Source organism: Sphingobium amiense, assembly GCF_003967075.1.
Taxonomy (GTDB): Bacteria; Pseudomonadota; Alphaproteobacteria; order Sphingomonadales; family Sphingomonadaceae; genus Sphingobium; species Sphingobium amiense.
Genome location: NZ_AP018664.1, coordinates 1,720,136 through 1,743,883, shown reverse-complemented (window position 1 = coordinate 1,743,883; position 23,748 = coordinate 1,720,136). Strand labels below are relative to the sequence as shown.

Below are 23,748 nucleotides of genomic sequence, written 5' to 3'. Positions count from 1 at the left end.
GAAGGGAAGTTTTGACGAAGGATTTTAGGGAATGGCGACCGTCGAGAAGATGCCGATGCTGCAGATGGGCTATGACAAGCTCAATGCGCAGCTCCGCGAGCTGAAGGCCGAACGGCCGCAGATCGTGGACGCCATCGAAGAAGCGCGCGCCCACGGCGATCTTTCGGAAAATGCAGAATATCACGCTGCCAAGGAACGGCAGGGCCAGGTCGAGGCGACCATCGTCGATCTGGAGGACAAGCTGTCCCGCGCTCAGGTGATCGACCCGACGACCCTGTCGGGCGACCGGATCGTGTTCGGCGCGACGGTCACGCTGCTGGACGAGGACGACAAGCCGATCCGTTATCAGATCGTGGGTCAGGCCGAGGCCGACGCCAAGGCGGGCATGATCAGCTATAACAGCCCGCTGGGGCGCGCGCTGATCGGGCGCGAGGTCGGCGATGAGGTCGAGGTGTCGGTTCCTTCGGGCGACAAATTCTACCTTGTCGACAAGATCGAGTTCATCTGACGCCGTGACCCTTCCCGCCGGCCGCGCCACCAACGCTCTGGCGGTGGTCTGCGTCCTGATATTCCTGCTGCTGTTCCTGACGGACCGGGTGAATGACGCCGCCGTCATGGGCGGCTTCATACCCGCTCGGGTGAACTCGCCCGATCTGCTGGCGGGCATGGCGGCGGTGCCATGGTGGCTGACGCCGCTGACCTGCACGCTGATCCATGCGGGCTGGCTCCATATCGGCTTTAACATGCTGATGCTCGTCTTCTGCGGGCGGCAGGTCGAACATGTGCTGGGGTGGAAGGGGACGCTGGTCCTCTATGGCGTGGGCGCTTATGCCGCATGTCTCGCGCAATGGGCGATCGGCCCGTCGTCGACCGACCCCATGGTCGGCGCGAGCGGCGCGATCTCGGCGATCATCGCCACCTATGCACTGCTCTACAGCCAGCAGCAGGTCCGCCGCATCGGGCCGCTTTCCGCCAATCTGGTGCGGATGCTCTGGCTGGCGGCGGCGTGGATCACGCTTCAGGTGATGATCGGCGTCGCGGGCGGCGCCGGGCTGGCGGACATAGGCCGCATCGCGGTCGCGGCGCATATCGGCGGCTTCCTGGCGGGGCTGGCGCTGACCCGGCCTCTGCTGCTCTGGCGCTTCCGCCGCAAGCCGCATTCGGTGCAATGAAGGCTCCGCCCGCCCTGCGTGTAGGGCGAGCGGATTGCGATGTGTCAGGCGGCGGGGAGTTCGGGTTCCAGCAGCCGGTGCAGATGGACGATTACATAGCGCATCTCCGCATCGTCGACCGTGCGCTGCGCCGCTGACCGCCACGCCTTTTCCGCCGACGCATAGTCAGGGAACACGCCGACGAGATCGACGGCGCTCAGATCCTGAAACTCCAGTGTCTGCGGATTGGTAACGCGACCACCCATGACAAGATGCATCTTGCTCATGCCTGCTTATTCTCCCTTGGCTGATGGCGGCGCCTTAGCATCGCCGCACCCATCAGCCAAGGAGTGCGCGGGAAAACCGCATGGTGGCGGTCGCAATCGGCCTCATTGCTTGGGCAGGCGGGCCTTGATCGTGTCGGCCAGCGCCTCCACCTTCGCCACGACCGCCGAAGCGACATCGTCGGCAAGGCGCGACGCCTTGGTGGACAGGTCCGACGCGGCGACGCTGTCTTTCGCAGCAGCTGCCCGGTCGCGCGCCACGGCGGCGGCGTCCTTTGCGGTCGCGACGAGATCGCCCGCCGTGTCACCGGCGCGGTCAAGCACCTTCGCAGCGCCATGCTTCACCGTTTCGGCCTGATCGGCAGCGACGGTTCGCGCGGCGACGGCGGCCTCGAGGATGCGGGCGCCTGCGGTCGAGGCGAGGCCGGGCAGCGCCTTCATCGCGCGGCGGCTCTTGGGAAACATCCATGCGACGACCGCGCCCACGGCGACGGCCCCGGCCACAGCCGCGATGGGATGTTCCTGCACGATCTCGTTCGCGCGGGTGGCGACCCGCTGGGTGCGGTCGCGCGCGTCGCCATAGGCTTCGCTCGCCCTGTCACGGCCAGTGGCGATCAGGTCGCTTGCGCCGTCGCGCGCCTTGCCTGCGCCGTCCCTGATGCGTTCGGCGGTGGTCGCCGCCGCGTCGTTCGCGGCTTCGCGGACGCGGGTCACTTGAGCGCGGATGTCAGCCATTGTCAGTCTCCAATTCATTCGAACGGGCATTCGTCAGGCGAACGTATAGCCGCCGGAAAAGTGCCGTCACCGGTCGGCGTGCGAAATAGAGCAGGATGGCGGCCCCCGCCGCGCCGACCGCGACAGGGTTTTTGCGCGCCTTGTCGCCGACGCGCGCCACGCTGTTTTTGACAGCGCCGCTGATCTTCGCCTTCACGTCCTGTTTCAGGCGGGCGGGGGCGATCCGCGCTCCGGCGTCGTGCGCGCTCTGGCGGAGTTGCGCCCTGGCGGCTTCGGCGCGGGCCACCGCGGCCCGATAGGATGTTTCCTGGGTCATGGCGTAATCGCCTTCATCATCCGGCTGATGCAGCCTTTTGCCAGCAGGAGCAGCAGCATGACCACGACCAGCGCGCCGCCCACCACGATGAGCGTCGCCCAGATTGGCGCGATGACCTGCGCCAGCGCGAATATCAGGCCGATCAATAACGCCACGATGGCCGCGAAAACGAGGATCAGCGCAATGACACCCAGAATGGCGGCATTGCGCACCCCTACCGCCACGATGCCGGCGCGCAGCTTCTGCTTTTCCGCCTCCGCCGACGCATAGGCGCGGCCATCCTCGATCAGTCGCGCAAACGTCGCGCGCACGCTGTCATCGGCCGCGTCGGGAGCATCGCCGCTCGCATGCGGCGTCACCGCCGGTTCGGCTGGCTCATCTGTCACTTATATGCCTCCGCCCCGCCGTGCGGGCCTGTGCGTCGGGTGGGTAGGGCAGCGCCCCTTATTCGTCGGAGCCTTTGGCCAGACGCATCAGGACATAGCCGACCACCGCCGCCGCGCCGATGGCGACAGCCGGGCTTTTGCGCACGAAATCGCGCGCCTCGGTCATCAACTGGTCGACGTCCTTGCTGTCCAGCGTGTCCGCCGCACCCGCGACCGACTGCGCCGCCTGACGGGCATAGTCGCCATATTGCGGGCCGAGCTTCGCATCGACCGTGTTGGCCGTGTCCGAGATAAGCTTTGCGAGGCTCTGCATCGCGGTGCCGGTCTTGTCCTTGGCGATCACGGCGGCGGACTTGGCGGTCTTGCCCGCCTGTTCCCTGATGGGTTCGATCTGCGCCTTCCAGTCGATAGAGCGGATCGCTTCGCTGGCCACGCGCGCCTTTTCGGTGGCCTGCGCCTTGATCGGCACGACCTGCTCGCTCAGCCTGGCGTTCGCCTTCGAAGCGGCCTTGCGCGCGGATGCCTTGATTTCGGCGGAGGCGGCGGTGACATCGGCTTTCGCCTTTGCGATCTTCGCCTTGACCGGCTTTTCGGCGGCAGGCTTGCGTCCGCGCTTGGCGGGTGTTGCGGGCGTTTCGGCCATTGTCGTCTCATCTCCCTTTTCAGAAGGCGCCATGGACGCCGCGTGCGTTCTCATGACCCCAATGCTTGCCGCCGGATGCAGTTCCGCAGGAAACCTTCGGCATTTTTTGCGTCCGCGCAAGCCCCCGCATTGCCAAGCAGGGGGGCGCTGGCTAAGCGGAGCGCGCGAAAAGGCCGTGTGGCCGCCGTTACGACGCCAAGTGCAGGGAGCGATCATGACCGCCATTCTCGATATTCACGCCCGCCAGATTCTCGACAGCCGGGGCAATCCCACGGTCGAGGTCGACGTCATGCTGGAGGATGGCAGTTTCGGCCGCGCCGCCGTGCCTTCGGGCGCATCCACCGGCGCATATGAAGCGGTGGAGAAGCGCGACGGGGACAAGAGCAAATATCTGGGCAAGGGCGTGCTGCAGGCCGTTGCCGCCGTGAATGACGAGATTGCCGAACAGATCATCGGCCTCGACGCTGAGGATCAGGCGGAAGTCGATGCGGCGATGATCGGACTCGACGGCACGGAGAACAAGTCGCGTCTGGGCGCCAACGCCATCCTGGGCGTCTCGCTCGCCGTGGCGAAGGCCGCCGCCGATGCGCGCGGCCTGCCGCTCTACCGCTATGTCGGCGGCGTGTCCGCGCATGTGCTGCCGGTGCCGATGATGAACATCATCAATGGCGGCGAACATGCCGACAACCCCATCGACTTTCAGGAATTCATGGTCATGCCGGTCGGCGCGGAAAGCATCGCCGACGCGGTGCGGATCGGGTCCGAAATCTTCCACACGCTGAAGAAAGGCCTGCACGACAAGGGGCTGGCCACCTCGGTCGGCGACGAAGGCGGTTTTGCGCCCAACATCGCCTCCACCCGCGACGCGCTCGACTTCATCCTCGCGAGCATCGAGAAGGCGGGATACAAGCCCGGCGACGATGTCGTGCTGGCGCTGGACTGCGCGGCGACCGAGTTCTTCAGGAACGGCAAATATGAGATTTCGGGCGAGGGTCTGTCGCTCTCCCCGGTCGAAATGGCCGATTATCTCGCTGCGCTGTGCGCCGACTATCCGATCAAGTCGATCGAGGACGGCATGAGCGAGGATGATTTCGAAGGCTGGAAGGCGCTGACCGACAAGATCGGGAACAAGGTGCAGCTCGTGGGCGACGACCTGTTCGTCACCAACCCCGCCCGCCTCGCCATGGGCATCGGCAAGGGGCTGGCCAACTCGCTGCTGGTGAAGGTCAACCAGATCGGCACGCTGACCGAAACGCTGGCCGCCGTCGATCTGGCGCACCGTTCGCGCTACACCGCCGTCATGTCGCACCGCTCGGGCGAGACCGAGGACGCGACCATCGCCGACCTCGCCGTCGCGACCAATTGCGGGCAGATCAAGACCGGCTCGCTCGCGCGGTCCGACCGGCTCGCCAAATATAACCAGCTCATCCGCATCGAGGAAGAACTGGGCGACATCGCCGTTTATGCGGGACGCTCGATTTTCCGCTGAGTCCGTAACGAAGCGGCTGGTCGCAGGAGAATGATTTTTCTCTTGCGGCCAGCCATTTTTCATGATTCTTCTGGCCCATGGCGCATATCGCGAAACTTCGGCTTCTTCTTTTCTCGGCCTTCGGTCCGGCGATCGCCATCCTCCTCCTTCTTTTCTTCGCAGGCTATGTCGTGCTGGGGTCGAACGGCGTCCTTGCATGGGGCGACTATAGCCGGCAGCTCCAGACAGCGAAGGTCGAGCTTCGCAAGACACAGGAATCACGCGCGGAGCTGAAGAACAGGGTCGAGGCGCTCGATCCCCGCCGGGTTGACCCGGACCTTGCCGACGAACTGATTCGCCGCCAACTGGGCGTCGTCCATCACGACGAAGTGGTCGTGCCGCTGAACTGACTCCGCCCGGAGCAGTTGGCCGCCCGTAAAAGACGTGGCGAGCAACATCAAATTACAGTCGGCTCTATAGGATTCGCGCCGTTTTGCGGGGGCATCGGTTGCAATATATGCAACCGGGCGGCTATATCGGACTTCCTTCCATCCTACCCCCACGCAAAAGGATAACAGCCTTGGCGAAACCAACGACGCCGCGTCCGACACGCGCAAAGGCAAAGGCGGCTGCACCCGCCGCCGGCGCGGACCATAACCGGCCTCGCCCCGAAACCCCGTCCGACTACAAGGCCAGCAAAGAGGAACTGCTCGAATTCTACCGGCAGATGGTCCTCATCCGCCGGTTCGAGGAAAAGGCGGGCCAGCTCTACGGCCTCGGCCTGATCGGCGGCTTCTGCCACCTCTATATCGGTCAGGAGGCGGTTGCGGTCGGCATCCAGTCGGCTTTGAAGCCCGGCAAGGACAGCGTTATCACCGGCTATCGCGACCATGGCCACATGCTCGCCTACGGCATTGATCCCAAGGTCATCATGGCCGAACTGACCGGCCGCGAAGCGGGCATCTCGCGCGGCAAGGGCGGGTCGATGCACATGTTCAGCGTCGAACATAAATTCTACGGCGGCCACGGCATCGTCGGCGCGCAGGTCTCGCTGGGCGCGGGCCTCGGCTTCGCGCATAAATATAACGACGACGGGGGCGTGTGCGTCGCCTATTTCGGCGACGGGGCGGCCAATCAGGGTCAGGTCTATGAGAGCTTCAACATGGCCGAGCTGTGGAAGCTGCCGATCATCTTCGTGATCGAGAACAACCAATATGCCATGGGCACGAGCGTCAACCGCGCCTCGTCCGAGGATCAGCTCTATCGCCGGGGCGAAAGCTTCCGCATTCCGGGGCTTCAGGTCGATGGCATGGATGTGCTCGCCGTGCGCGGCGCGACCGAGGAAGCGCTCAAATGGGTGCAGGACGGCAACGGCCCGATCCTCCTCGAAATGAAGACCTACCGCTATCGCGGCCACTCCATGTCCGACCCGGCGAAATATCGCTCGCGCGAGGAAGTGCAGGCGATGCGCGACAAGTCGGACCCGATTGAGGGCGTGAAGAAATATCTCGTCGGCGCGGGCGTCGGCGAGGACGAGATCAAGCAGATCGACCAGGACATCCGCAAAATCGTCGCCGAAGCGGCGGACTTCGCCGAAACTTCGCCCGAGCCGGATATGGCCGAACTCTATACCGACGTACTGGTGGAGCAATATTGATGGGTATCGCAATCAAGATGCCGGCGCTCTCGCCGACGATGGAAGAGGGCACGCTGGCCAAATGGCTGGTGAAGGAAGGCGACGAAGTGAAATCGGGCGACATCCTCGCCGAGATCGAGACTGACAAGGCGACGATGGAATTCGAGGCGGTCGATGAGGGCAAGATCGGCAAGATCATGATCCCCGAAGGATCGGAGGGCGTGAAGGTCGGCACCGTCATCGCCGAAATGGCGGGCGAGGGTGGCGAGGCCGCTGCCCCTGCTCCCAAGGCCGAGGAAAGCACGCCGCCCGCGAAATCCGAAGCCGCGCCCGAAGCGCCCAAGAAGGCGGAAAGCGGCACGTCCAAGCTCGCCGCCGAAACGAAGGCTTCGGTCAGAGACCCCGCCATCCCCGACGGCACGGACTATGCGAAGACCACCGTCCGCGAAGCGCTGCGCGATGCGATGGCGGAGGAAATGCGCAAAGATCCGCGTGTCTTCGTCATGGGCGAGGAAGTCGCCGAATATCAGGGCGCCTACAAGGTCACGCAGGGGCTGCTGGAGGAATTCGGCCCGAAGCGTGTGATCGACACCCCGATCACCGAATATGGCTTTGCGGGCATCGGCACCGGCGCCGCGATGGGCGGCCTGCGCCCCGTCATTGAGTTCATGACGTTCAACTTCGCCATGCAGGCGATCGACCACATCATCAACTCGGCGGCGAAGACCAACTATATGTCGGGCGGGCAGATGCGCTGCCCCATCGTATTCCGCGGTCCCAACGGCGCGGCGAGCCGGGTCGGCGCGCAGCACAGCCAGAATTACGGTCCCTGGTATGCGTCGGTCCCCGGCCTGATCGTCATCGCGCCCTATGACGCGGCGGATGCCAAGGGGCTGCTCAAGGCGGCGATCCGGTCCGAAGATCCGGTCGTCTTCCTGGAAAATGAGCTGGTCTACGGCCGCAGCTTCGACGTGCCGCAGGTGGACGATTATGTCCTGCCCATCGGCAAGGCGCGGATCGTGCGCGAGGGCGCGGATGTGACGCTGGTGAGCTATTCCATCGGCGTCGGCGTCGCTCTGGAGGCCGCCGAAACGCTGGCGGGCGAGGGCATCGACGCGGAGGTCATCGACCTGCGCACGCTGCGCCCGCTCGACACCGATACCGTGCTGGAGAGCCTGAAAAAGACCAACCGCATCGTGGTGGTCGAGGAAGGCTGGCCGACCTGCTCCATCGCGTCGGAAATCGCGGCGGTGGTGATGGAAAAGGGCTTCGACGACCTCGACGCCCCGGTGCTGCGCGTCACCAACGAGGACGTGCCGCTGCCCTATGCCGCGAACCTTGAGAAGGCCGCGCTGATCGACGCCGCTCGCGTGGTCGAGGCGGCGAAGAAGGTCAGTTACAAATAAGTCCGGAGCCGGGCGGCCCTATGGGGCTGCCCGGCGTCCGTCGTCGCGTTACTGGGTCAGGCGCGCCGTCGATACCGCTTTCTGGAACAGGGCGGCGAGCGAGGCGGAGATGTCGTCGCCCGTCGTCACCTTGTAGAACAGGTCGGGCGATGCGCAGCTTGCCAGCGCGGGGCTGATCTTTTCCGGCGCGGCGAGGTAGGGATTGCGCACGTTGGAGATGGACCAACTGTCGTTCGCCGCTTCATAGAGATATTCGGTGTAGAGCACGGCGATGCGGATGCCGCGGCTCTTGATCTGGGTGCATTGCGCGGTCGGGATCGGTCCCAGCTTGCGCCCGCCCGAACTTTCGTCGCGCATCCCGTCTGTGATCAGGAACAGGATCGCCTGCGGCGTGTCGCCCGGCTGGTTCGAGCCGCTGCCCGGCACCAGCGGCAGGTTGGCGAGCGCGCCAGTGAAGGCGGCGGTGAAGTTGGTGTGCTGGTCGTTGTCGTTGACGCCGCAGACCGCCTGATTGTTGCGGCAGACCGTCAGCAACTGAAGGCTCGACGCGCTGCTCTTGGCGGTGGACGGGGTGGTCGGAGCGGCCAGCACCGATTTATAGGAAATGTCGAAATTCGACATGGCGAAGCGGTACTTCGCCTTGTTTTCCGCGGCGGTCGCTGTCGCCACGTCGGTCAGGTCCGCCACCGCTTCCTGCACCAGATCCATGCGCAGTTTCAGGTTCAGGTCGGTCTTGGCGATATAATAATTATCGACATAGACCCCGTTCACCTTCTTGGTGCCGCCCGGATCGGAGGTCGTCGTGCTGGTCTGATGGCAGGCGAAGGCGCAGCCCGCGCCGCCGCCCTGCGATTTGGTCGCATTGATCATCGCCGCGATCCCGGCGGTGGTCGCGGGAATGGCCATGGAGGGCGAACTGTCGACCAGCAGATAGAAGTCGATATTGGGCGCGTCCGCCGAGCGGGACGAGGATGTGCCGCCGATGGCGATGGCCTGCAGACCCAATATGCCGCCGAAATAATTTTTCGATGTGGCGCTGTAGGTGACGGTGGTCTGGCGGTTGATCGTGGCGCCGGCATTGTCCGTGACGGTGACGGTCAACTGGGTGTTGGGATCGAACACCAGCCCGTTGAGTGACGCCGCCTGCCCCTTGAACAGGTTGATCGCCTGCTGCCGCGCGGTGCTGGCGCTGACGCGCATCATCGGCTTGGTCACGGACGAGAGGGCGGCGGCGTCCGCGATGGCGTTCATCTTGCTTTGCAGGCGCGCGGCCTGCGAATAGTCGATCACCATGCCGGTCCCCATCACCATCGGCCCCAGCGCGAAGGCGAAGATCATCAGCGCGTTGCCGCGCTGGCTCTGGCAGAAGGCGCGGAAGCGGCAGAGGGTGGGGAGGGGCATGGGCGTTGTCCTGAATCTACTGGAGATTGACGCTGTCTGACAGGCGCGGATACATGTAGATCTGCTCGTTCATGGTGATGGTCGGGACGATGGCGAGGCCGACGGTGGGGGTGTAGGGGTAGCTGCTTTCCGCCAGGATCACGTAGCTGTCGTTCTGCGCAACGCCCGTCGGCAGCGTGACCGACGCTCCGGTGGTGCGCGCCGTTCCGTTGCGCGCGCGGCTCCACTGCACGGTCGCCGCGCCTGCCGGACTGACGTAGATCTGCGAGACGACGAAGGTGCCGGGCGCCGCGTTATAGGGCGCCATGATCTGATTGGACGATTGCAGGATCGAGTCCGCTTCGGATGAGCTGATCGAGGTATATTGGGTCGTGAGATCGGCGATGGCGCGGGTCGCGATGCCGAGTTTCCGTTTCGCGCCCACCGCGTCCGTCACCTGAAAGGTGCCGAGGAACATCAGGATGAGCACAGGCGCGGTCAGCGCGAACTCGACGGCGGCCATGCCCGCGAGATGGCGGCGGAGCGCGTCGATGAGGATGGGCCGCCTCATGTCGAGGTCGTTTCGTTCTTGAAGATCAGCGTGGCGATCATCAGCCGCTTGCCGTTGGGCTGGTTCGCGACGGTGAAATTGAGCGGCCCTGCGGCGCTGGAGGCCAGATACATGATCCGCAGCCGAACGATCTCTCCATCGCTGCCCGGATTATAGGACCAGCTATTGCTCGGAACGCCGTTGGTGTAGGTGATGGTCGGGGTCGAGGTGTCGGCTGCGGCCACGGTCGGGAAAGCCGCGACATCGACCATCACGTCGCCGCAGTTCACAAAGCTGGGCAGCTTGCCGCACACCAGCGTCTTGAACGCGGCCTGTGTGGTGTTGCTGGCGCGGTTCTGCCCCGTCATGACGAGGCGGGCGCTCTTTTCCGTCGCGGTTTCCAGCGTCTGCTGCGTGAACAGGGTGATCGCGACCTGAACCACCGCCAGCACGATCGCGATGAGCGGGATGATGATGAAGCCGAATTCCACCAGCGTTGCGCCACGGCGGTCGGACCCCAGATGTTTCAGGGGCAGCCTCGCCAGTCCATGATGCGCGCGTTGCTTCATCGTCTATCTGATCTTATGCCCGACCCTGGCCCGTTCAGACCGGGCCTTGATGGCCCAATACACCCAGGGGGATTACCAATTTCTTTAGAACTGCCGCCGCTGCCCTCGCTGCTGTGCGCCCATGCCGGGGCGGACGCGGACCGGGCGCGGGCGATCTGGGCGTTTGACGGGCGGCTTGCCGCCGTGGCGCGCACGACGAGCGAGCCGATGATCGGGCAGATGCGGCTCGCCTGGTGGAGCGAGGTGATCGACGATGCGGCAGGCGCGAAGGGGCGGGGCGAGCCGGTGGCCGACGCCCTGCGCGCGACCGGCGCCATCGGCGCGCCGGGGCTGGAGGCGGTAATCGACGGGTGGGAAATCCTGACGGTCGAGCCGGATCTGGGGGAAGGGCAGTTGCGCGATTACGCCGCCGGGCGGGGCGGTGGCCTGTTCCGGGCGCTGGCGGGCGAGGGCGATCCGCCCGCATGGCTGATCGCGGCGGGGCAGGTGTGGGCGCTGTGGGATCTGGCAGGCCATGTCGGCGATCCCGCTCTGGCGCAGGCGGCGCTGACGCTGGCGCGGGGAATCGTGGCGGATGCGGGCGAGGGCCGCTGGTCCCGGCGGTGGAAGCCGCTGCGCATCGCCTTCGCGCTGGCGCGGCAGGATGTGATCGCGGGGCGTGGCGCGCCACCGGGGCTGCCGCGATCCTATGCGCTGCGCATATTGCGGATCGCGCTTGTCGGGCGGTAGCGGATCGGGATAGCGTCGGCGCGAAACAGGGAGTTAGAGCGTATGGGGCGTTTGCTGGCAGGCGCGATGGCGATGCTGCTGCTGGTCGCGGGCGGGCTGTTCTGGTGGCAGGGGCGCGCCAGCCAGCAGCCCTTGCCCCAGCTCGCCTCCGCGCCGCCGCCGCCGCCCGCGCTGGAGCCGCTGCCCGAAGGCGATCCCGATGCGGTCGGCGAAGCGCCGCCCATGCCTGCGGAGGCCAGCCCGCAGAGCCGGGAGCAGAGGCGCTTTGCCCGCTACGACCGCAACCGGGATGGCGTCATCACGCGGGTGGAGATGCTGGGCAGCCGGACCAAGGCTTTCAAGGCGCTGGACAGGGATGGCGACAACCTGCTGTCGTTCGAGGAGTGGGCGGTCGCGACTTCCGACCGTTTCGGCGCGGCGGATGCGAACAGGGACGGCAGGCTGACGCCCGAGGAGTTTGCCGCGACCGCGCCGAAACGGATCGTGAAGCCGCGCTGCAAATGCTGACGGACGGGGGTCAGGCCAGCGCCATGTGCCCCATCCATTCCCCGAACGAGGCGCGCGCACGGGCGGTATAGGCTTCCTTGCGGCTCTTCTTCTTCACGTCGGAGAGCGGAGGGAAGAGGCCGAAATTGACGTTCATCGGCTGATAGTCCGCCGTCGCGACATTGCCCGTCACATGGCCGAGCAGCGCGCCCAGCGCGGTATCGGCTGGCGGGGGCGTCAGCGCATGGCCCAGCAGTTCGGCAGCCGCGAAGCGCCCGGCGAGCAGGCCGATGGCGGCGCTTTCCACATAACCCTCGCACCCCGTCATCTGCCCGGCGAACCGGATATGGGGCGCGCTCCTGAGCCGCAGCGTCGCGTCCAGCAGCTTGGGGCTTTGAATGAAGGTATTGCGGTGCAGGCCGCCGAGCCGTGCGAACTCCGCCTTCTCCAGCCCCGCTATCGTGCGGAACAGTTCGACCTGTGCGCCATGTTTGAGCTTGGTCTGGAAGCCGACCATGTTCCACAGCGTGCCCGACGCATTGTCCTGCCGCAACTGGACCACGGCATAGGGCCAGCGCCCGGTGCGCGGATCGTCGAGGCCCATCGGCTTCATCGGCCCGTGGCGCAGCGTTTCCGGCCCCCGCGAGGCCATGACCTCGATCGGCATGCAGCCTTCGAAATAGGGGGTGTTGGCCTCCCATTCCTTGAACTCGGTCTTTTCGCCGTCGAGCAGACCCTGAACGAAGGCCTGATACTGGTCCTTCGTCATGGGGCAGTTGATATAGTCCTTGCCCTCGCCGCCGCCGGGGCCGATCTTGTCCCAGCGGTTGGCCATCCAGCATCTGTCCATGTCGATGCTGTCGAAATGGATGACGGGCGCGATGGCGTCGAAGAAGGCGAGATGCTCCATCCCCGCCGCCTGCCCGATGCTGGCCGCGAGCGCGGGAGCGGTGAGGGGGCCGGTGGCGACGATGGTCATGCCCTGCGTAGGGAGGGTGTCGATGCGCTCGCGCACGACCTCGATATTCGGATGCTCCGCCAGCGCGCGGGTGACGCCATCGGAAAAGACGTGGCGGTCGACCGCCAGCGCGGAGCCTGCGGGCACCTTGGCCGGTTCCGCCTGCGCCATGATGAGCGAGCCGAGCCGCCGCATCTCCTGATGCAGCAGGCCGACCGCGTTCTTGTCGGCGTCGTCGGAGCGGAAGCTGTTGGAACAGACGAGTTCGGCAAGGCCATCGGTCTGGTGCGCGGGGGTCATGTCCCCGCTGCCGCGCATTTCGGACAGGCGCACTTTGACGCCCGCCTGTGCAAGCTGCCACGCCGCTTCCGTGCCCGCGAGGCCGCCGCCGATGATGTGAACCTGATGATCGGACATGGGCTTAACTTCGCACTTTTCCCACAAATTTTGAAATTTACGGTCGCCGGTAGGATATTTTGCTGCCCGATGCGAGCAGTATAGTCAGGGTTGGAGGGAGTAGGAGAGATCAACCGCGCTCTGCCCTCTGCCGGATCAATGTCAGAAGATTGGTTTCGATGTCACCGAGGAAGACTTCGCCCCACATGCGTGAGTAGGAATTGACCGGTGTCTGCATCCGGTAGCTTGTGTCGAGGGTGACGCGGGTGCGCCCTTGTCCTACCGGCTCCATCCGGTATCCGCCGGTCGTAACCTTGAAGTAGCGGCTGTCGGGCATCAGGTGCCGGTCGGTAAACTGCCATGCATCCAATCCGCGGAAGTCGAAACGCCAGCCGATCGCGCGGCCTGGCTGCCAGTCGATGATATGTTCGCGAAAGCGGACATTGCGACCCCAGTTGGCCATGCGGATGGCGCCGATCCCGCTCCCCAGCAGGTAGGCGCCGATAGGGCGGGGGACACCGAGCACATTCTGTGTAAATGTCCAGGCTCCTTCATCCTGCCGTACATCGGGAATACCGCGCAGCAACGGCCATATTTCATCCGGGTTGGCGTTGATGACGATGGACCGGCTGACCGTCGCCTCCGGCTGCTGGAGAGGAATGAAGGGTTCGATCTGCATGGCGAGGAGCGGTATCATCAGGACCGTTATGCAGTAGGTGCCCCGGTCGCCAGCGCGGTCGCGTAGCCGATAGCTGGCATAGGCTCCGACCATGCCGCTCGCGATCCAAAGCGGCGCGAGCATCACCACGCAGATCACTCCTTCCCGCAACACGGGAATTGAAATCAGCATAACTCCGCCCAACAGCCAAAGCGGCATGGTCATGTAGAATGACCTACTCCGCTCTGCGAGTGGATCGCCGATATAGGTAGCGAAAGCGCAGATGGCGGCCGGAAGAACGAGGAGGAAGGAGAAGCTTATAAGGCCGCTTTCGGGCCGCACAGCCTCCAGAAGGAAATACACGCCAAGAAGGATGGCGACGGAAGTAGCGACCGCGCCGCTAATGCGCAGTAAGGCAAGCTTGCGTCGACGGTCGATATTTTTGTCATCATTGTCAGACATTTCTGAAACCTCCGAAAAATGAGGCGATCGTCGAGACCTTCGTTTCGATAAACGTCAGTTCTGCTTGTCTTTGGCCCGCGGCAGGAAGCGAGCGACCTTGCCGCCAAGTTTCATGAGCGCGATCAGGGTCGGCTTTGGTAGAATGCGGACCTGCTCATACCAATTGCCCAGCGTGGAAAGGAATTCGTGCATCCGCGTGATCCGCTCGCGCACATGACGCGGGGCGGTATCATCCTTCGCAAGCCGGGCTGCTAGTTCGCCCATCAGCACTATAGTCGGGTCGATCTCGCGCCGTTTACGCTCTGCGGCGATGCGGGTGAGCATGTCCCATAAATCCAATTCCGCGACGAAATGGTCGCGCCGGTCTCCGTCGACATGCACCCGCCTTACGATACCGTAGGACTGCAGTTCTTTAAGAGCGGTAGAAACATTGGACCGCGCGAGACCGAGTTGCTCAACGATCTCGTCGGCCGGCAGAGGACGGTCGGACAGATAGAGCAGGGCGTGCACCTGGCTCACGGACCGATTGACGCCCCATTGCGTCCCCATCTCGCCCCAGTGGAGCAGAAAAGTCTTGGCGTCCGGATGGTCGAGTAATGGCATGACGGTCCTTTCTGTAAAAACAGAAATAACGGAATATTCTGATTCGGCAAGAGCAGATTCCCACACATGCGCTTTGGTGCAGGGCGGGAACGGCGCGGCTCGCCGGACATTGCTCCGTCATGATGCAAGGAGACGCAGGATGGCGAAGCAGTTGAAGAAGGGCGACAAGGTCGAGTGGAACACGCCGCAGGACAAGACCAGGGGCACGGTCGAGAAGAAGCAGACCGGCACGACCCACATCAAGGGGCACAAGGTCGCCGCGACGAAGGACGACCCGCAATATATTGTCAAAAGCGACAAGTCGGGGAAGAAGGCGGCGCACAGGCCTTCGGAACTGAAGAAAGCCAGCTAGGGCTTTCCGCTCATTCGGCGGGGAGCGGGGACGCCTCCGCCGATGCCGCGCCATAATAGGCGCTTTCGTCCAATATCCCCTCCCGCCTGGCGACGATCACGCCGACCAGCACCTGCCCCGCGACGTTAACGGCGGTGCGGCCCATGTCGAGGATCGGGTCGATGGCGAGCAGCAGGCCCGCGCCCTCCAGCGGCAGGCCGAGCGTCGAGAGCGTCAGCGTCAGCATGACGGTGGCTCCGGTCAGGCCCGCCGTCGCCGCCGATCCCAGCACCGACACGAAGACGATCAAGGCATAGTCGATGGCGTGCAGCGATATGCCGTAGAAGCCCGCGACGAAAATCGCGGCGAGCGCCGGATAGATGGACGCGCATCCGTCCATCTTCGTGGTTGAGGCCAGAGGAATGGCGAACGCGGCATAGCCCCGGTCGACGCCGAGCCGCTCCGTCACCGCCTCCGTCACCGGCAGCGTGCCGACCGAGGAGCGGGACACGAAGCCGAGCTGGATCGCGGGCCATGCCTTCGCAAAGAAAGCGCCGGGGCGAAGGCCGTTGGCGATCAGCAGCAGGGGGTAGACGACCAGCAGCACCAGCGCGAGGCCGAGATAGATGGAAGCGGTGAAGGTGCCGAGCTGCGCCAGCGCGCTCCAGCCATAAGTGGCGATGGCGGTGCCGATCAGCGCCGCCGACCCGATGGGCGTCAGGCGGATGACCCAGCCGAGGATCGCGCGCACGACCGCGAGCAGCGAGCGGACGAAGGCGAGAAAAGGTTCGGCCCGCTCGCCTACCTTGAGCGTCGCGATGCCCACCGCGATGGAGATGACCAGCAGTTGCAGGATGTTAAAGGAGATCGTCGTGGTCGCCGCGCCGCTCTCCGCGATCTTGGTGTTGCCCGACAGGGCAAGGCTGTTGCCGGGGACGAGGCCTTTCAGGAAATCGAGCCAGCCGCCCACCGAATCGGGCTGCTTGGCGGCGAGAGCGGCGCTCGACATGCCGACGCCCGGCTGGACGATCACGCCGATGGCGATGCCGATGGCGACCGCGATCAGCGCCGTGATCGCGAACCAGAGCAAAGTCTGCCCCGCAAGCCGCGCCGCATTGTCGAGCGCGCGCAGATTGGCGATGGACGCGACGATGGCGGCGAAGACGAGCGGCGGGACGATGGCTTTCAGCAGCGAGACGAAGATCGACCCGACGGTCTTGAGCGCGGTCGCCAGCCAGTTGAGGTCGCCGTCCGGCCCCGCGCCGATCTGCCGCGCGACAAGGCCGAGGGCGAGGCCCGCGACCATGCCGGCCAGCACCTGAAACCCGAAACTGCGATAGGGGAGGGCCATGGATATTCTTCCTTCGAACGACCGCCTATATCGAACGCCGCACGCGCGATTGCGCGCAAGCAATTCTTGACGGGCGTATAACAGGGATAAGGTGGCCCTTTCTCCTCACGGCCCGGTTCAACGGACGGACCGGGCAAATCCGCCATGCAGCAGATGGGGCTTCAGTGCCATGACGGGCGGGGCGGGTGGCGGCCCCGCCCCGGCCGGTCAGCGGACGGCGATGCCGTTGGCGGCGGACAGGACCGCCTTGACCGAAGCGGTCGCCACGTCGCTGTCGGTGCCCACGCCAAAGACGGTGCGGCCGTCCGGCGTGCGGCATTCGACATAGGCGGCGGCGTTCACGTCGCTGCCCGCACCGATGGCGTGCTCGCTATAGTCGGCAATCTCCAGTTCGATGCCAAATTCGTCGCGCAGCGCCGCCAGCACCGAGGAGAGGAGGCCGTTGCCGCGCCCGGACACCGAACGCTCTGCGCCCTTGTGGCCGATCTTGCCGGTGAAGATGCGGTCGCCCGCCTGCCCGCCTTCATGATAGTCGATGAGGGCGTAGGGCTGGTCGCCGGTCAGGCAGTAATGCGTCTCGAACGCTTCGCCGATGTCGGCAGCGTTGAGTTCGCGGCTGCTGCTGTCGGCCAGCGCCTGCACGACCTTGGAAAAGTCCGCCTGCATCCGCTTGGGGAGCTTGTAGCCCTTGTCCTGTTGCAGCACCCATGCGACGCCACCCTTGCCCGACTGCGAATTGACGCGGATCACCGCTTCATAGTCGCGGCCCAGATCCTTGGGGTCGATGGGCAGATAGGGCACGTTCCAGATCTGGTCGTTGCGCGCGTCCTGCGCGGCGAAACCCTTCTTGATCGCGTCCTGATGGCTGCCGGAAAAGGCGGTGAACACCAGTTCGCCCGCATAGGGGTGACGCGGGTGGACGGGGAGCTGGTTGCAATATTCGACCGTCTGGATGACTTCGTCGATGTCGGAAAAGTCGAGGCCGGGGTCGATGCCCTGCGTATACATGTTGAGCGCGACGGTCACGAGATCGCAGTTGCCGGTGCGCTCGCCATTGCCGAAGAGGCAGCCTTCCACGCGATCCGCGCCCGCCATGATGCCCAGTTCCGCCGCCGCAACGCCCGTGCCCCGGTCGTTATGCGTATGGAGCGAGATCACCACGCTGTCGCGTTTCGAGATGTTGCGGCAGATCCATTCGATCTGGTCGGCATAGATGTTGGGCGTCGCGCACTCGACCGTGGCGGGCAGATTCAGGATCAGCGGGCGTTCGGGCGTGGGTTGGAGGATTTCCATCACCGCCTCGCAGCATTCGAGGCTGAAATCCAGTTCGGCGGTGGAGAAGGTTTCGGGCGAATATTCGAAATGCCAGTCGGTGTCGGGCTGTCTGGCCGCATGGTCGCGCAGCAGCTTCGCCGCGTCGACCGCGATCTGGCGGACCTGGTGACGTTCCATCTGGAACACGATGTTGCGCCATGCGGGGGAGACGGCGTTGTAGACGTGGACGATGGCTTTCTTCGCGCCGCGCAGGCTTTCGAAGGTGGTGGCGATCAGATCGGCGCGCGCCTGCGTCAGCACCTGCGGGATCACATCGTCGGGGATCGCGCCGTCGCGCACCAGTCCCGAGATGAAGTCGAACTCGGTCGCGCCCGCGCTGGGAAAGCCGACCTCGATCTCCTTGACGCCGACCTTGACCAGCAGGTCGAAGAAGCGGCGCTTCTTTTCCGCGTTCATCGGGTCGATCAGTGACTGGTTGCCATCGCGCATGTCGGTCGAGAGCCAGCGCGGCGGGGTGGTGATGACGTTGGAGGGCCATTGGCGGTCGGGCAGATCGACCTGCGGAAAGGGGCGGTATTTCAGCGAGGGTTGCTTCAGCATCATGGCATATATTCCTGCGCGGCGCGCGTCGGGGCGCCGGTGATCGACTTGACTGATGTGAGTGCCCTTAGGCGGATCAACGCTGCCCTTTAGTCGGAAGGCAGCCCAAAAGCCACGCCTAAGGGCGTGTAAGTCGTAGCAGGGTAAGGAGCGCCGTGCCGTGCATGTCCCAGCCCTTAACCGCTTTCCGGCGGTCAGGTAAAGCCCCTTCCTGTTTCGCGGGGATCAGGAGCGGCGGAAAACCGCGTCGACGCTGAGGTCCACGCGGTCGGCGACGAAGGGGCGGCCAAAGCCCATGCCGAAATGGCTGCGCTCCACCGCCATCGTGCCGGTGAAATGCAGCGTCGATATGCCGGGCGCTTCGTCGGGCGTGACGCCGGTGAGGCGGACGGTCAGGGTCGTAGGCTGGGTCACGCCATGCATGGTGAGCCTGCCCTCGATGCGGGTTTCGCCCTGCGCACTGGCGAGCGGCGCGCCTTCGGCGGCGAAGCGCACCGTCGGATATTGCGCCATGTCGAAGAAACTGCCGCCCTTCAGCATCGCGTCGGTGGACGGATCGCCGGTGGTGAGTTTGTCCACGGGAAAGCGGATGTCGATGTCGGCGCGGTCGGGACGGGCGGGGTCGATGGCGACTTCACCCTGCGGATCGCGCAGGTCGCCTTCATATTTGCCGACGAGCGCCTTCACATGGAAATGGACGCGGGTGGCGGCGCCGTCCACGGCGTAGCGGCCGGGCTGGTAAAGGCCCGGCGCGCTCGCGGCAGGTGCAAGCGCCATGACGCCGATCAGCGTCAGGAGGCGCGCCCGCGCCTGCATCTTACTGCTGTTCGAAACCGGCGATGATCTTGAGTTCGATCGCGTCGCTGACCAGCGGAACGGCGTAGCCCATGCCGAAATCGCTGCGCTTGATCGTGCCGGTGGCGACGAAGCCGATATTTTCCTTCTTGCTCATCGGGCTGGGGCCGACGCCGTAGAACTGGGTGTCGAGCGTCACCGGCTTCGTCACGCCGTGCAGGGTGAGGTTGCCGGTGATCTCCGCGCCGGTCGCGCCATCGGGCTTCACGCCGGTCGACACGAAGGTCGCGGTCGGGAACTTCGCCACGTCGAAGAAATCGGGCTTCATCAGATGCTCGTCCAGCTTGGCGACGCCGGTGCGCAGGTTCGCGATCTGGAAGGTGACGCTGACCTTGCTGTTCGCCGGGTTCGCCTTGTCCAGCGTCAGCGTGCCGGTGGGTTCGGCGATGGTGCCCGCATTGTTGGTGAAGCCCATATGATCCCAGGCGAACACGACCTGCGTGTGGCCGCCATCGACCTTGTAGGTGCCGCCGGTGACCTTGGCCGGGTCTTTCGTGCCGGGCGCGGCGGTCGGCATCTGCGCGACGAGGGCGGAACCGCCGGCCAGCGCGATGAGGGCGGCGGCGGGGATCAGGAATTTACGCATGGATCATCTCTCCAGAAACGCTCAAGGGGCGCTGCACCATAGCAGCGCCCCCCGATTGATCCAGAGGTGCATCGGCGAACGGATCGTTTCTGCAAATGGTCGATCCGTTCCAAAATCCTCCCCCCTAAAGGGGAGGATGGCGTCAGTTCTTGGCCTGATCGACCAGCTTGTTGGCGGTGATCCAGGGCATCATCGCGCGCAGCTTCGCGCCGGTTTCCTCGATCGGATGGCGCTGCGACGCGATGCGGCTGGCCTTGAGTTCGGGCTGGCCGGCGCGGTTGTCGAGCACGAAGTCCTTGACGAAGCGGCCCGACTGGATGTCGGCCAGAACGCGCTTCATTTCCTTCTTCGTTTCTTCGGTGATGATGCGCGGGCCGGTCTTGATGTCGCCATATTCGGCCGTGTTGCTGATCGAATAGCGCATGGTGGCGATGCCGCCTTCATACATCAGGTCGACGATCAGCTTGAGTTCGTGCAGGCATTCGAAATAGGCCATTTCGGGGGAATAGCCCGCCTCGACCAGCGTTTCGAAGCCCGCCTGCACCAGCGCGGTGGTGCCGCCGCACAGCACGGCCTGCTCGCCGAACAGGTCGGTTTCGCATTCCTCGCGGAAGTTGGTTTCGATGATGCCGCTGCGGCCGCCGCCCACGCCGCTGGCGTAGGAGAGGGCGATGTCATGCGCGTTGCCGGTCGCGTCCTGATGGACCGCGATCAGGCAGGGGACGCCGCCGCCGCGCAGATATTCGCTGCGCACGGTGTGACCCGGACCCTTGGGTGCGATCATGATGACGTCGACGTCCTTGCGCGGCTCGATCAGGCCGAAATGGACGTTGAGGCCATGGGCGAAGGCGAGCGCAGCGCCAGGGCGCAGATTGTCGTGCACGTCGGCGGCGTAGATCGCGGCCTGATGCTCGTCGGGCGCGAGGATCATGAATACGTCGGCCCATGCTGCGGCTTCGGCGTTGGGCAGAACCTTGAAGCCAGCGCCTTCGGCCTTCTTCGCGCTCGGCGAACCGGTGCGCAGGGCGATGCACACTTCGGCGACGCCGCTGTCGCGCAGGTTCTGCGCATGGGCGTGGCCCTGCGAGCCGTAGCCCAGAATGGCGATCTTCTTGCCCTTGATGAGGCCGATGTCCGCGTCGCGGTCGTAATAAACCTTCATGTCTCTTCCCTTTTTACATCCCAACCCTCTCCCTTGAGGGAGAGGAAATTCAGTTTGCCTCTTTCCCGCGCAGCAGGCCGACGACGCCGGTGCGGCCGACCTCGACAAGGCCGATCTGGCGCATCAGCGCGACGAAATTGTCGACTTTCTCGGTAGTGCCGGTGATTTCGAAGACGAAGCTTCCGATCGTCGTGTCGACCACCTTGGCGCGGAACACATCGGCGAGGCGGAGTGCCTCGATCCGGTCCTCGCCTGTGCCTGCGACCTTCACCAGCGCCAGTTCGCGCTCGACGAAGGGACCGGCGTCGGTCAGGTCCGTCACCTTGTGCACCGACACCAGCCGGTCGAGCTGCGCGATGATCTGGTCGATCACCTTGGGCGGGCCGCTGGTCACGATGGTGATGCGGCTGACGCCATGGTCGGGGGTGATGTCCGCCACGGTCAGGCTGTCGATATTATAGCCGCGCGCGGTGAACAGGCCCGCGATGCGCGCCAATATGCCCGCCTCGTTCGAAACGGTCAGCGACAGGACATGCCGCTGGCTCAACTCTTCCTGAATATGCATCAGAGGGTTCCGTGATCCTGATGGTCGTCGCCTGCGTCATGGCCCGGTTCGGGCCTGTCATGCCGCTGCGAAATCATGGCGACGAAGGCGAAGTGCCAGTCGCCGTCGAGCCGATGGGCGAGGCGCACCGGAAAGCCCGCCACCGCGTCGAACATCCGTTCCAGCCGCTCGCCCACATAGCGCGGGCCGACCAGCAGGGTGCCGATGCGGCGCTTGGCGAAATCGAAGCCATGGTCGAGATGGACTTCCCAGCTTTCATTGTCGGGATCGACATGATCGGTGGTCCAGCCGGTAAGCTCGGTCGTCCCGGCCTCCCGCTCGAAATCCCATGGCTCGGTCACATGGATGCGCAGTTTGAGATGTCCTGTCACCGGATCGTCCCTACACCAGCGCCTTCGCTTCGTCCGACATGATGCCCGCAATCTGCTTGGGGTCGAGCAGCATTTCGGTATGCGCCGCGCCCGAAGGGATCATCGGGAAGCAGTTGGAGAGCTTCGCCACGCGGCAATCGACGATCACCGGCCCGTCCGTCTCGAGCATCTGGCGGATGCCCGCCTCCAGTTCCTGCGGTCCTTCGATGCGGATGCCGGTCCAGCCATAGGCTTCGCCCAGCTTCACGAAATCGGGCAGGCTGTCGGAATAGCTGTTCGAATAGCGGCTTTCATAGGTCAGTTCCTGCCACTGGCGGACCATGCCCATATATTCATTGTTGAGGATGAAGATCTTCACCGGCAGGCGATACTGGCTGGCCGTTCCCAGTTCCTGAATGTTCATCTGGACCGAAGCGTCGCCCGCGATGCAGATGGTGAGGCTGTCGGGATTGCCCACCTGCGCGCCGATGGCGGCGGGGAGGCCATAGCCCATCGTGCCGAGACCGCCGGACGTCAGCCATTTGTTCGGCGCTTCGAACCCGAAATGCTGGGCCGCCCACATCTGGTGCTGGCCGACTTCGGTGGTGATGATGACATCCCTGCCCGTCGCGCGGCACGCCTTGTAGAGATCGGCGATGGCGCGCTGCGGCATGATCTCCGCGCCGGTTTCGGGATAGTCGAGGCAGTGCTTCGCCCGCCATCCGGCGATCCGCGCCCACCATTCGGTCAGATCCTGCGCCTGATGCCCGCGCTGCTTCCACAGCGCGACCATGTCGTCCAGCGCGCTGGCGACATCGGCGACGATGCCGACATCGGCGTCGACGATCTTGTTGATCGAGCTGCGGTCGATGTCGATATGGACCTTGCGCGCGTAGGGGGCGAAGGCGTCCAGCCGCCCGGTTACGCGGTCGTCGAAGCGCGCGCCGACGCACAGGATCAGGTCCGCCTGATTCATCGCCCAGTTGGCTTCATAGGTGCCGTGCATCCCCAGCATGCCCAGCCACCGGTCGGACGAAGCGGGAAAAGCGCCGAGGCCCATCAGCGTCGATGTGACCGGCGCCCCCGTCAGCGCGACGAGTTCGCGCAGCAGCGCGCTCGCCTGCGGCCCGGAGTTGATGACGCCGCCGCCGGTGTAGAAGATGGGGCGCTCGGCCGCGGCCAGCATCTCCACCGCCGCGTCGATGCCCGCCGCGTCCGCCTTTGTCTGCGGGCGGTAGCTGGCGTGGACCTTGAGTTCCGGCTTCGCATAGGGCGCGGTTGCGACCTGCACGTCCTTGGGAATGTCGATGACGACCGGGCCGGGGCGGCCGGTTGTGGCGATATGGAACGCCTCGTGCACGACGCCGGCCAGCTTGCCGGGGTCTTTCACCAGATAATTATGCTTGGTGCAGTGGCGCGTGATGCCGACCGTGTCCGCTTCCTGAAAGGCGTCGGTGCCGATCAGTTGCGTGCCGACCTGCCCGCTGATGACGATCATCGGGATGGAATCGAGCAGCGCGTCAGTGATGCCGGTGACGGCATTGGTCGCGCCCGGGCCGGATGTGACGAGTACCACGCCGGGCTTGCCGGTCGAGCGCGCATAGCCTTCGGCCATGTGCGTCGCGCCCTGTTCGTGACGGACGAGAATGTGGCGGATCGTGGGGTGATTGTAGAGCGCGTCGTAAATGGGCAGCACGGCGCCGCCCGGATAACCGAACACAATTTCGACGCCCAGATCGACCAGGCATTCGACCAATATGTCCGCGCCGCTCTTTTCGGCCACGTGTCAACTCCTTCAAAAAACGCAAGCGCAAGCCTTTGCGCCCAAGTGCGGGGCTTGGCAAGGTGGCTGCCTCT

The 23,748-nt window shown here is 64.8% G+C and carries 28 protein-coding genes; 9 read left to right on the top strand and 19 right to left on the bottom strand.

Annotated features, from left to right (window positions below):
- Positions 1-31: 31 nt before the first annotated feature.
- Positions 32-508 (top strand): transcription elongation factor GreA, encoded by a 477-nt coding sequence (gene greA, locus SAMIE_RS08370; protein ID WP_066697459.1) that lies wholly within the window; start codon positions 32-34, stop codon positions 506-508.
- A 4-nt stretch (positions 509-512) separates the two neighbouring features.
- Positions 513-1,172, top strand: coding sequence for a rhomboid family intramembrane serine protease (locus tag SAMIE_RS08365; protein ID WP_066697456.1), 660 nt, complete (start codon positions 513-515; stop codon positions 1,170-1,172).
- Between the two features lie 44 nt (positions 1,173-1,216).
- Here the strand turns inward: SAMIE_RS08365 and SAMIE_RS08360 are convergent, their stop codons facing one another.
- The 5 genes from SAMIE_RS08360 to SAMIE_RS08340 form a co-directional block, all read right to left on the bottom strand.
- Positions 1,217-1,438, bottom strand: coding sequence for a DUF4170 domain-containing protein (locus tag SAMIE_RS08360; protein ID WP_066697455.1), 222 nt, complete (start codon positions 1,436-1,438; stop codon positions 1,217-1,219).
- A 102-nt stretch (positions 1,439-1,540) separates the two neighbouring features.
- Positions 1,541-2,170: a DUF883 family protein gene (locus SAMIE_RS08355; RefSeq protein WP_066697454.1), complete on the bottom strand. Its 630-nt coding sequence runs from the start codon at positions 2,168-2,170 to the stop codon at positions 1,541-1,543.
- Positions 2,163-2,486 carry a hypothetical protein gene (locus SAMIE_RS08350; RefSeq protein WP_066697444.1) on the bottom strand — a complete coding sequence of 108 codons (324 nt, stop codon included), beginning with the start codon at positions 2,484-2,486 and terminating at the stop codon, positions 2,163-2,165. The genes SAMIE_RS08355 and SAMIE_RS08350 overlap by 8 nt, the downstream gene beginning before the upstream one ends.
- Complete coding sequence (locus tag SAMIE_RS08345) at positions 2,483-2,872, bottom strand: phage holin family protein (protein ID WP_066697441.1); 390 nt, start codon at positions 2,870-2,872, stop codon at positions 2,483-2,485. Before SAMIE_RS08345 ends, SAMIE_RS08350 begins: the two co-directional genes overlap by 4 nt.
- Before the next feature lie 58 nt (positions 2,873-2,930).
- The gene (locus SAMIE_RS08340) at positions 2,931-3,515 is read right to left on the bottom strand and encodes a hypothetical protein (RefSeq protein ID WP_066697436.1); all 585 of its coding nucleotides are present in this window, start codon (positions 3,513-3,515) and stop codon (positions 2,931-2,933) included.
- A 214-nt stretch (positions 3,516-3,729) separates the two neighbouring features.
- Here SAMIE_RS08340 and eno point away from each other — a divergent pair, with 214 nt between their 5' ends.
- The 4 genes from eno to SAMIE_RS08320 all read left to right on the top strand — a co-directional run bounded on the left by eno (position 3,730) and on the right by SAMIE_RS08320 (position 8,025).
- Positions 3,730-5,004 (top strand): phosphopyruvate hydratase, encoded by a 1,275-nt coding sequence (gene eno / locus SAMIE_RS08335; RefSeq protein WP_066697430.1) that lies wholly within the window; start codon positions 3,730-3,732, stop codon positions 5,002-5,004.
- A gap of 77 nt (positions 5,005-5,081) precedes the next feature.
- Positions 5,082-5,393 (top strand): FtsB family cell division protein, encoded by a 312-nt coding sequence (locus tag SAMIE_RS08330; RefSeq protein WP_066697427.1) that lies wholly within the window; start codon positions 5,082-5,084, stop codon positions 5,391-5,393.
- 170 nt (positions 5,394-5,563) lie between these two features.
- Complete coding sequence (gene pdhA, locus SAMIE_RS08325) at positions 5,564-6,640, top strand: pyruvate dehydrogenase (acetyl-transferring) E1 component subunit alpha (RefSeq protein WP_066697423.1); 1,077 nt, start codon at positions 5,564-5,566, stop codon at positions 6,638-6,640.
- Complete coding sequence (locus tag SAMIE_RS08320) at positions 6,640-8,025, top strand: pyruvate dehydrogenase complex E1 component subunit beta (protein ID WP_066697421.1); 1,386 nt, start codon at positions 6,640-6,642, stop codon at positions 8,023-8,025. The genes pdhA and SAMIE_RS08320 overlap by 1 nt, the downstream gene beginning before the upstream one ends.
- 48 nt (positions 8,026-8,073) lie before the next feature.
- On the opposite strand, the gene SAMIE_RS08315 is transcribed toward SAMIE_RS08320, so the two are convergent.
- Genes SAMIE_RS08315 through SAMIE_RS08305 form a run of 3 tightly spaced genes read right to left on the bottom strand, consistent with a single transcriptional unit; the run spans position 8,074 to position 10,524 of the window.
- Positions 8,074-9,426: a TadE/TadG family type IV pilus assembly protein gene (locus SAMIE_RS08315; protein WP_066697416.1), complete on the bottom strand. Its 1,353-nt coding sequence runs from the start codon at positions 9,424-9,426 to the stop codon at positions 8,074-8,076.
- 16 nt (positions 9,427-9,442) lie between these two features.
- Positions 9,443-9,976, bottom strand: coding sequence for a TadE/TadG family type IV pilus assembly protein (locus SAMIE_RS08310; protein ID WP_066697413.1), 534 nt, complete (start codon positions 9,974-9,976; stop codon positions 9,443-9,445).
- Entirely contained in the window at positions 9,973-10,524 is a 552-nt protein-coding gene (locus tag SAMIE_RS08305; RefSeq protein WP_066697409.1) for a TadE/TadG family type IV pilus assembly protein, read from the bottom strand. The genes SAMIE_RS08310 and SAMIE_RS08305 overlap by 4 nt, the downstream gene beginning before the upstream one ends.
- Positions 10,525-10,539: 15 nt before the next feature.
- On the opposite strand from SAMIE_RS08305, the gene SAMIE_RS08300 reads away from it, so the two are divergent.
- The gene (locus tag SAMIE_RS08300; RefSeq protein ID WP_232037400.1) at positions 10,540-11,253 is read left to right on the top strand and encodes a hypothetical protein; all 714 of its coding nucleotides are present in this window, start codon (positions 10,540-10,542) and stop codon (positions 11,251-11,253) included.
- A 42-nt stretch (positions 11,254-11,295) separates the two neighbouring features.
- Positions 11,296-11,760 (top strand): EF-hand domain-containing protein, encoded by a 465-nt coding sequence (locus SAMIE_RS08295; RefSeq protein ID WP_066697406.1) that lies wholly within the window; start codon positions 11,296-11,298, stop codon positions 11,758-11,760.
- A gap of 10 nt (positions 11,761-11,770) precedes the next feature.
- Here the strand turns inward: SAMIE_RS08295 and trmFO are convergent, their stop codons facing one another.
- The 3 genes from trmFO to SAMIE_RS08280 form a co-directional block, all read right to left on the bottom strand.
- Positions 11,771-13,114, bottom strand: a complete 1,344-nt coding sequence (gene trmFO / locus SAMIE_RS08290) for a methylenetetrahydrofolate--tRNA-(uracil(54)-C(5))-methyltransferase (FADH(2)-oxidizing) TrmFO (protein ID WP_066697403.1) — start codon at positions 13,112-13,114, stop codon at positions 11,771-11,773.
- A 109-nt stretch (positions 13,115-13,223) separates the two neighbouring features.
- The gene (locus SAMIE_RS08285) at positions 13,224-14,213 is read right to left on the bottom strand and encodes an SRPBCC family protein (protein ID WP_066697400.1); all 990 of its coding nucleotides are present in this window, start codon (positions 14,211-14,213) and stop codon (positions 13,224-13,226) included.
- Between the two features lie 54 nt (positions 14,214-14,267).
- On the bottom strand, positions 14,268-14,816 hold the full coding sequence (locus SAMIE_RS08280; protein ID WP_066697397.1) for a GbsR/MarR family transcriptional regulator: 549 nt from the start codon (positions 14,814-14,816) through the stop codon (positions 14,268-14,270).
- 139 nt (positions 14,817-14,955) lie between these two features.
- Between SAMIE_RS08280 and SAMIE_RS08275 the strand changes: the two genes are divergently transcribed.
- Positions 14,956-15,168, top strand: coding sequence for a hypervirulence associated TUDOR domain-containing protein (locus tag SAMIE_RS08275; RefSeq protein ID WP_066697389.1), 213 nt, complete (start codon positions 14,956-14,958; stop codon positions 15,166-15,168).
- A 10-nt stretch (positions 15,169-15,178) separates the two neighbouring features.
- Here the strand turns inward: SAMIE_RS08275 and SAMIE_RS08270 are convergent, their stop codons facing one another.
- The 8 genes from SAMIE_RS08270 to SAMIE_RS08235 all read right to left on the bottom strand — a co-directional run bounded on the left by SAMIE_RS08270 (position 15,179) and on the right by SAMIE_RS08235 (position 23,674).
- A complete protein-coding gene (locus tag SAMIE_RS08270) occupies positions 15,179-16,498 on the bottom strand; it encodes a dicarboxylate/amino acid:cation symporter (protein ID WP_066697386.1) in 1,320 nt (439 codons plus the stop codon).
- A 207-nt stretch (positions 16,499-16,705) separates the two neighbouring features.
- Positions 16,706-18,376, bottom strand: a complete 1,671-nt coding sequence (gene leuA / locus SAMIE_RS08265) for a 2-isopropylmalate synthase (RefSeq protein WP_066697383.1) — start codon at positions 18,374-18,376, stop codon at positions 16,706-16,708.
- Between the two features lie 222 nt (positions 18,377-18,598).
- Entirely contained in the window at positions 18,599-19,189 is a 591-nt protein-coding gene (locus tag SAMIE_RS08260; RefSeq protein WP_066697382.1) for a YceI family protein, read from the bottom strand.
- Position 19,190: 1 nt separating this feature from the next.
- Entirely contained in the window at positions 19,191-19,814 is a 624-nt protein-coding gene (locus SAMIE_RS08255) for a YceI family protein (RefSeq protein ID WP_066697381.1), read from the bottom strand.
- A gap of 142 nt (positions 19,815-19,956) precedes the next feature.
- Entirely contained in the window at positions 19,957-20,976 is a 1,020-nt protein-coding gene (gene ilvC / locus SAMIE_RS08250) for a ketol-acid reductoisomerase (protein ID WP_066697380.1), read from the bottom strand.
- 49 nt (positions 20,977-21,025) lie between these two features.
- Positions 21,026-21,541, bottom strand: a complete 516-nt coding sequence (gene ilvN / locus SAMIE_RS08245; RefSeq protein ID WP_066697378.1) for an acetolactate synthase small subunit — start codon at positions 21,539-21,541, stop codon at positions 21,026-21,028.
- Positions 21,541-21,912 (bottom strand): hypothetical protein, encoded by a 372-nt coding sequence (locus SAMIE_RS08240; RefSeq protein WP_066697376.1) that lies wholly within the window; start codon positions 21,910-21,912, stop codon positions 21,541-21,543. Before SAMIE_RS08240 ends, ilvN begins: the two co-directional genes overlap by 1 nt.
- 10 nt (positions 21,913-21,922) lie before the next feature.
- Entirely contained in the window at positions 21,923-23,674 is a 1,752-nt protein-coding gene (locus SAMIE_RS08235) for an acetolactate synthase 3 large subunit (RefSeq protein ID WP_066697374.1), read from the bottom strand.
- Between the last annotated feature and the right edge of the window lie 74 nt (positions 23,675-23,748).

What these genes read in the sequence shown, in the direction of transcription:
- greA (WP_066697459.1), top strand. Translation starts at nt 32, where the DNA reads ATGGCGACCGTCGAGAAGATGCCGATGCTGCAGATGGGCTATGACAAG.
- SAMIE_RS08360 (WP_066697455.1), bottom strand. Translation starts at nt 1,438, where the DNA reads ATGAGCAAGATGCATCTTGTCATGGGTGGTCGCGTTACCAATCCGCAG.
- SAMIE_RS08355 (WP_066697454.1), bottom strand. Translation starts at nt 2,170, where the DNA reads ATGGCTGACATCCGCGCTCAAGTGACCCGCGTCCGCGAAGCCGCGAAC.
- SAMIE_RS08350 (WP_066697444.1), bottom strand. Translation starts at nt 2,486, where the DNA reads ATGACCCAGGAAACATCCTATCGGGCCGCGGTGGCCCGCGCCGAAGCC.
- SAMIE_RS08340 (WP_066697436.1), bottom strand. Translation starts at nt 3,515, where the DNA reads ATGGCCGAAACGCCCGCAACACCCGCCAAGCGCGGACGCAAGCCTGCC.
- eno (WP_066697430.1), top strand. Translation starts at nt 3,730, where the DNA reads ATGACCGCCATTCTCGATATTCACGCCCGCCAGATTCTCGACAGCCGG.
- SAMIE_RS08330 (WP_066697427.1), top strand. Translation starts at nt 5,082, where the DNA reads ATGGCGCATATCGCGAAACTTCGGCTTCTTCTTTTCTCGGCCTTCGGT.
- SAMIE_RS08320 (WP_066697421.1), top strand. Translation starts at nt 6,640, where the DNA reads ATGGGTATCGCAATCAAGATGCCGGCGCTCTCGCCGACGATGGAAGAG.
- SAMIE_RS08315 (WP_066697416.1), bottom strand. Translation starts at nt 9,426, where the DNA reads ATGCCCCTCCCCACCCTCTGCCGCTTCCGCGCCTTCTGCCAGAGCCAG.
- SAMIE_RS08310 (WP_066697413.1), bottom strand. Translation starts at nt 9,976, where the DNA reads ATGAGGCGGCCCATCCTCATCGACGCGCTCCGCCGCCATCTCGCGGGC.
- SAMIE_RS08305 (WP_066697409.1), bottom strand. Translation starts at nt 10,524, where the DNA reads ATGAAGCAACGCGCGCATCATGGACTGGCGAGGCTGCCCCTGAAACAT.
- SAMIE_RS08300 (WP_232037400.1), top strand. Translation starts at nt 10,540, where the DNA reads ATGCCCGACCCTGGCCCGTTCAGACCGGGCCTTGATGGCCCAATACAC.
- SAMIE_RS08295 (WP_066697406.1), top strand. Translation starts at nt 11,296, where the DNA reads ATGGGGCGTTTGCTGGCAGGCGCGATGGCGATGCTGCTGCTGGTCGCG.
- trmFO (WP_066697403.1), bottom strand. Translation starts at nt 13,114, where the DNA reads ATGTCCGATCATCAGGTTCACATCATCGGCGGCGGCCTCGCGGGCACG.
- SAMIE_RS08285 (WP_066697400.1), bottom strand. Translation starts at nt 14,213, where the DNA reads ATGTCTGACAATGATGACAAAAATATCGACCGTCGACGCAAGCTTGCC.
- SAMIE_RS08280 (WP_066697397.1), bottom strand. Translation starts at nt 14,816, where the DNA reads ATGCCATTACTCGACCATCCGGACGCCAAGACTTTTCTGCTCCACTGG.
- SAMIE_RS08275 (WP_066697389.1), top strand. Translation starts at nt 14,956, where the DNA reads ATGGCGAAGCAGTTGAAGAAGGGCGACAAGGTCGAGTGGAACACGCCG.
- SAMIE_RS08270 (WP_066697386.1), bottom strand. Translation starts at nt 16,498, where the DNA reads ATGGCCCTCCCCTATCGCAGTTTCGGGTTTCAGGTGCTGGCCGGCATG.
- leuA (WP_066697383.1), bottom strand. Translation starts at nt 18,376, where the DNA reads ATGATGCTGAAGCAACCCTCGCTGAAATACCGCCCCTTTCCGCAGGTC.
- SAMIE_RS08260 (WP_066697382.1), bottom strand. Translation starts at nt 19,189, where the DNA reads ATGCAGGCGCGGGCGCGCCTCCTGACGCTGATCGGCGTCATGGCGCTT.
- SAMIE_RS08255 (WP_066697381.1), bottom strand. Translation starts at nt 19,814, where the DNA reads ATGCGTAAATTCCTGATCCCCGCCGCCGCCCTCATCGCGCTGGCCGGC.
- ilvC (WP_066697380.1), bottom strand. Translation starts at nt 20,976, where the DNA reads ATGAAGGTTTATTACGACCGCGACGCGGACATCGGCCTCATCAAGGGC.
- ilvN (WP_066697378.1), bottom strand. Translation starts at nt 21,541, where the DNA reads ATGCATATTCAGGAAGAGTTGAGCCAGCGGCATGTCCTGTCGCTGACC.